The organism is Helicobacter pylori (genome assembly GCF_001998165.1).
Lineage (GTDB): Bacteria > Campylobacterota > Campylobacteria > Campylobacterales > Helicobacteraceae > Helicobacter > Helicobacter pylori_DL.
Genome location: NZ_MTWR01000078.1, coordinates 1 through 6231, shown reverse-complemented (window position 1 = coordinate 6231; position 6231 = coordinate 1). Strand labels below are relative to the sequence as shown.

At 40.0% G+C, this 6231-nt stretch carries 6 protein-coding genes and 1 pseudogene; 2 read left to right on the top strand and 5 right to left on the bottom strand.

Annotated features, from left to right (window positions below; all coding sequences use genetic code 11):
- Both csd4 and BZK24_RS07990 read left to right on the top strand, forming a co-directional pair.
- Positions 1-1147 (top strand): DL-carboxypeptidase Csd4 (csd4, locus tag BZK24_RS07995; RefSeq protein ID WP_077657107.1); only part of this gene is annotated, 1147 nt, incomplete at its 5' end.
- Positions 1148-1364: 217 nt separating this feature from the next.
- Positions 1365-1646, top strand: coding sequence for a hypothetical protein (locus tag BZK24_RS07990; RefSeq protein ID WP_000545242.1), 282 nt, complete (start codon positions 1365-1367; stop codon positions 1644-1646).
- Between the two features lie 149 nt (positions 1647-1795).
- Here the strand turns inward: BZK24_RS07990 and copP are convergent, their stop codons facing one another.
- The 5 genes and pseudogenes from copP to ftsH all read right to left on the bottom strand — a co-directional run.
- Positions 1796-1996, bottom strand: coding sequence for a copper-binding metallochaperone CopP (gene copP, locus BZK24_RS07985; RefSeq protein ID WP_000648263.1), 201 nt, complete (start codon positions 1994-1996; stop codon positions 1796-1798).
- Positions 1997-4222, bottom strand: coding sequence for a copper-translocating P-type ATPase CopA (gene copA, locus BZK24_RS07980; protein ID WP_077657106.1), 2226 nt, complete (start codon positions 4220-4222; stop codon positions 1997-1999).
- Positions 4219-4932: a CDP-diacylglycerol--serine O-phosphatidyltransferase gene (gene pssA, locus BZK24_RS07975; RefSeq protein ID WP_042636215.1), complete on the bottom strand. Its 714-nt coding sequence runs from the start codon at positions 4930-4932 to the stop codon at positions 4219-4221. The genes copA and pssA overlap by 4 nt, the downstream gene beginning before the upstream one ends.
- A complete protein-coding gene (locus BZK24_RS07970; RefSeq protein WP_077657105.1) occupies positions 4922-5182 on the bottom strand; it encodes a hypothetical protein in 261 nt (86 codons plus the stop codon). The genes pssA and BZK24_RS07970 overlap by 11 nt, the downstream gene beginning before the upstream one ends.
- Before the next feature lie 2 nt (positions 5183-5184).
- Positions 5185-6231 (bottom strand): annotated as a pseudogene (gene ftsH / locus BZK24_RS07965) (ATP-dependent zinc metalloprotease FtsH); the annotation flags it as partial.

Here is a 6231-nt window from a genome sequence, read left to right as displayed (position 1 = left end):
TTTGTTTTTAATGCACTATAGCGTTTTAAAAGGCTTGGTGGAAGTGGTTCCCGTATTGAATAAGCCTTCCATGTTAAGAAATCATAGGGGCTTGTATGGGGATATGAACCGCAAATTTGCCGCTTTAGACAAGAATGACCCTGAATACCCCACTATCCAGGAAATCAAATCCTTGATTGCAAAACCCAATATAGATGCTGTCTTGCACTTGCATGATGGCGGTGGGTATTATCGCCCTGTTTATATTGATGCGACGCTCAATCCTAAACGCTGGGGGAATTGCTTTATCATTGATCAAGATGAAGTTAAGGGGGCGAAATTCCCTAATTTGCTTGCTTTTGCCAACAATACGATTGAGAGCATCAACGTCCATTTATTGCACCCCATTGAGGAGTATCATTTAAAAAACACGCGCACCGCGCAAGGCGATACAGAAATGCAAAAAGCCCTAACTTTTTATGCGATCAACCAAAAAAAGAGCGCTTTTGCCAATGAAGCCAGCAAAGAACTCCCTTTAGCATCAAGGGTGTTTTACCACTTGCAAGCCATTGAGGGCTTACTCAATCAACTCAATATCCCTTTTAAGCGCGATTTTGAGCTTAACCCTAATAGCGTGCATGCCCTAATCAATGATAAAAGCTTGTGGGCAAAAATCAGCTCTCTGCCTAAAATGCCCCTTTTTAACTTACGCCCTAAACTCAATCATTTCCCTTTACCTAATAACACTAAAATCCCACAAATCCCCATAGAGAGCAACGCTTACATTGTGGGGCTAGTCAAAAATAAACAAGAAGTGTTTTTAAAATACGGCAACAAGCTCATGACACGATTATCGCCTTTTTATATAGAATTTGATCCTTCTTTAGAAGAAGTGAAAATGCAAATTGACAATAAGGATCAAATGGTTAAGATAGGGAGCGTGGTTGAAGTGAAAGAGAGTTTCTATATCCATGCTATGGACAATATCCGCGCGAATGTGATTGGTTTTAGCGTTTCTAATGAAAGTAAGCCTAATGAAATGGGCTATACGATTAGGCTTAAAGATTTTCAAAAACGCTTTTCACTGGACAAGCAAGAAAGGATCTATCGCGTAGAATTTTATAAAAACAACGCGTTTAGCGGGATGATTCTAGTGAAATTTGTGTAGGAATGGGTGAATCTTGCCAAAAGAGCTCATAGCGTTTTAAAGCAACGCCTGATAAAATATGATAGCCGCAAATAAAGGATAGTCATGCCAGACATTAGAAATCTTTATTTATCATTACCTGACTTAACAAAGAGGCTATGCAAAATAAGCAACAGACTTTACAAGCATGCGTTCATCTTGTTCTTTTTCAGCAAGGGAATATTGTGTTTTAGAAAGAATGCATGAGGTAATCCAAAAGGGCATGGATAGCTTAACACAGCGATTAGGCAATGACTTAAAAGACGAACACTCCCATATTCTTGTCCCTATTGAATACATACAAGGCTTATGCCTTATTGGCAACATGAAACCTGACGAGCTATGCATGTTGTTTGTTAAAATCTGTGAACTGATTCGTTCGCAATGCAGAAGCAATCTGTCTCGTAGCTCCCTTTCTTTTATGGGTGGTGTAATTAGCGGCTTGAACAAGCAGATTCGTTTGTATCAAAAATGGAAATGAGAAAAGGAAAATGCGATAATTTCTTTCCCTTATTGTTATGATAAATCATCATTGAAGGGCGTAAAAACACCCAAACAAAGTATTAAAAGACAACAACCCTTCTGAATGTTGCGTTTTTTAACCCGATACTTCTATATCACACACCTTTATTATATTACTTCTTGCCCAGCATCCAATAAAGCTTCTTTAATCAAATCCTGTGTCGCTGGAGCGTCAAACTCTACAACCACGCTCTTTTTTTCCACGCTCACATCAATAAAGCTCACACCTTCAATTTCGCCCACAAATTTTTCAATTTTATCCACGCAATGATTACAAGTAATGCTTGGCACCTGAAAAGTTGCTTTCATTCAATGATCCTTAATTTTAAAATTCCTTAGCCTTTGGGAGTTTAAGACCACACTCACAGAGCTTAAGCTCATCGCTAAACCCGCAATCGCCGGGCTTAACATGATATTAGCCTTATAAAGAACCCCACAAGCTAAAGGGATAAACACGCTATTATAACAAAAAGCCCAAAACAAATTTTCTTTGATATTTTTAATGGTCGCCTGGCTTAATTTAATCGCGCTATAAACCGATTTAATATCGTTGTTAAAACTCACAATGTCCGCTGCTTGCACGCTCACATCACTCCCTTTAGCCATCACCACTGCCACATCGCTCATAGCAAGACTGGGAGCGTCATTCAAGCCATCGCCCACCATCATAACGATCTGCCCTTTTTCCTTAAGCTCTTTAATCTTGTTGAGCTTGTCTTGTGGTTTAGCGTTGCTGATATAACCATCAATCCCTAATTCAAGCGCGCATTTTTGGACATTCTCCCTATTGTCTCCGCTCAAAAGAAAAGTGTTAATGCCTAAATTTTTGATTTGAGCGATATGCTCTTTCACGCCTTTTTTGGGCAAATCCTCTAAAACAAACGCCCCTAAAAGCTCGTCTTCTTTTTCATTGATCGCTCTACCCACAAACACTAAAATCCCGTTTTCTTGAATTTCTAGCGTGTTAATAGGGTTAAAAAATTCGCTGTTGCCCACTTTGATGATTTCTTTAACGCCTTGATAATCTACTTTAGCGCTAATGCCAAAACCCGTTTTCACTTTAATTTCGCTTATTTCTTTTAAGGGGGCGTCATGCTCTTTTGCGTATTCTACAATCCCCTTAGCAATGACATGCTCGCTGCTCTTTTCAATGCTGTTTGCTAAACTTAATAATTCTAATAATTCTATGTTAGAATGAACGCTTTTAACGACAGGCTTGCCGTTAGTGAGCGTGCCGGTTTTATCAAAAACGATCGTATTGACTAGCCTTGCTTTTTCTAAACTTTTAGCGTCTTTAAAAAATAATCCTAAAGAACTCGCTTTTTGGTTCGCCACTAAAATACTCATAGGCGTAGCCAACCCTAAAGCGCAAGGGCAAGAAATCACTAAAACCGATACAAACACTTCTAAAGCGGTGCCAAAATTCCACCAAAAATCAGGCTTAGGCGCGATGATGAGCCACACCACAAACGCTAAAATAGCGATAGCGATCACGCTTGGCACAAACACGCTTGAAACCTTATCCGCTAAGCGAGAAATCTCTGCTTTTGAGCTTTGAGCGTTATGGATCATTTCTATAATTTGAGACAAGGTGCTGTTTTTGTTATCTTGCGTGGCTTTCATTAAAAAACTCGTGTTACTATTGAGCGTCCCTGAAAAGACTTTATCGCCGACTTTTTTATAAACCGGCAACGCTTCGCCGCTTAACATGCTCTCATCTAATTCCCCTTCGCCCTCTATGATTTCACCATCTACTGCAATCGCGCTTCCAGGGAGGACTTTCAAAATATCCCCCACCACAATGCTATCCACTAAAACTTCAATCTGTTGGTTATTGTGCATTTTAAGGGCGGTTTTTGGGGCGTTTTTCATCAAGGCTTGCATAGCGTCTAAGGCTTTGTCTTTAGAAACATTTTCAATGCGTTTGCCCACCATCACAAACGTTAAAATCACGCACACGCTTTCAAAATAATAATGCCCATAAGACCACTGATTCGTATAAACGAAATACAATTGCCACAGGCTTGAATCTAAAGCAGCGCTTGTGCCTATGGCGATAAGGCTACTCATGTTAGGCTGTCTGTGCCATAAGGCTTTAAACCCTTGAATGTAAAAATCCCTCCCCCAATGCATGACAATGAGCACGCCTATAAGCTGTAAGCAAGCGTTTAAAAAATTACTATGGTTGTTAATCGTAAGCAAGCTTTCAGGTAAAAGGTTAGGACTGAGCATCGCCCCCATAGAAAGATACACCACAAAAAGCGTGAAAATAACCGCCAACGCTAATTTAACATTAGGGCTAAAAAATTCTTTTTTTTCTTCCGCCAAAGTTTTTTTAGGGCTATAGCCTAGCTTTTCAATGAGTTTAAAAATTTCGTCTAAATTGGTTTCGTTTTCGTTAAATTCAATGTTAGCACTCTTATTTAAAAGACTCACTTCTATTTTTTTCACAAAACTTTTACGCCCTAAAGAGCGTTCAATCCCGCTAGAACACGCCGTGCAAGTCATTCCCTCTATGTAAAAAGATTCTTTCATGCGTTCTTATTTTTATTAAAAATAATTTTTACCATTAAAAAGAGCCACCGAATGATGCCATAAATCAAATACAACCCCATAAACACGCTCAAAGCCTCTAAAGGGCGCACAAACACTAACGATAAAAAAATCAACACTAAGATGAAAAGCTTGAGATTCCATTTGACTTTTTTAAAATTAGGGTAGCGGATATTGCTCACCATAAGCACCCCCAATAAGACAATAAAGCCTAAAAATAACTTTTCGATATTGCTTTCTAAGAAATGGTATTTATTATCTAATAACACACAAAGCACCACCAATACCGCCGCCGCAGGAATGGGGATACCGATGAAAGAATAGGGGTCGCTTGTGTTGGTGCTGATATTGAATCGCGCTAATCGTATCGCTCCAAAAATCACAAACAACGCGCTCACCGCCATGCCTATACGCCCAAAATTATACCCCACATAAAAGTAAGTAATAAGGCTTGGGGCGACTCCAAAAGCGATTACATCAGCTAAAGAGTCAAATTCAATACCAAACTTGCTAGTGGTGTTAGTAAGCCTTGCGACACGCCCATCAAGCCCATCTAAAATAAGGCTCGCCACCACTAACCAACACGCCATGACAAATTGGTAACTGGAAGCGTAAAAAATACTCATCATGCCTAAAAAAATACTGCTAGCGGTGAAAAGATTAGGGAAAAGATAGAGAGGGTTAATAGGCATTAGAGACTCTTTGTAGCTTGGCTTGATAATTTAGAGTAGGGATAAAAACGATTTTAAAATCAATTATGGGAATAAAAATCTTACAAGCGTTAAAAAACTTACAAGAAAAGAGCGTTAGAGCAAACGCTCTATAACGCTGTTTAAAAGCATGAGTTTTGAGAAAACAAAACCTAAAAAAAGGCTTTAAGCAAACAGAACATTTATAATAGGGCTTTAAACCCTTATCAAAAATCTGTTTGCAAGATCGCACTTTTAACTCGCTTGCTCTTCTAAAGGGATCAAACGGCTTTCTAAATTGTTGGCGGCTTCGTATTCGCTGATGATTTCACGCACCCTTTCGCCTGTAATGACTTCTTTGTCAAACAATTCTTTGACCATGATTTCAATCGCTTCTCTATAGTCGCTTAAGGTTTGTTTGACATGCTGATAGCGCTCTTCTAGCAGGTTTTTAATGAAAAGATCCATTTCTTCTGCGGTTTTTTCGCTAAATTCCCTACTGCTCCCATAACCACCTCCTAAAAAGGCGTTCCGTTGCTTTTCTAACACCATAAGCCCGCTGACACTGCTCATGCCATAATAACTCACCATGCCTTTAATAATATCAGTCGCTCTTTCTAAATCGTTGCTCGCACCGGTAGAAATTTCTTCCAAAAAGACCTCTTCAGCCGCCCTCCCGCCTAAAAGCACATCAATTTCAGCGATGAGTTCATGCTTTTGCATCAAGTATTTGTTTTCTTCAGGTGTGTTAAGGGTGTAGCCTAAAGCCGCCATGCCCCTTGGAATGATAGAGACTTTATTCACCCTAGCACTCCCTTTAGTCATTTCAGAAATCACGGCATGCCCGCTTTCATGGTAGGCGACGATTTTCTTTTCTTTAGGACTGATGCGCCTGCTTTTCTTTTCTAGCCCAGCAATCCCTCTTTCAACCGCTTCTTTTAAATGCTGTTGTTTGACTTCTTTTTGGTTGTTTCGTCCCGCTAAAAGCGCGGCTTCATTGATGATATTCGCTAAATCCGCTCCCGCAAGCCCTGCGGTGAGTTTGGCGACTTCTTGCAAATTCACATCATTAGCGAGTTTCACGCCTTTAATATGCACTTTTAAGATTTCTACCCTGCCATTAAAATCAGGCTTATCCACTAAAACCTGCCTGTCAAAGCGTCCTGGACGCATTAAAGCCGGATCCAAGATTTCAGGGCGGTTCGTTGCGGCTAAAACAATGACAGGCGCGTTTTCGCTCCCAAAACCATCCATTTCGGCTAAGAGCTGGTTTAGGGTTTGCTCTCTTTCATCATTCCCACT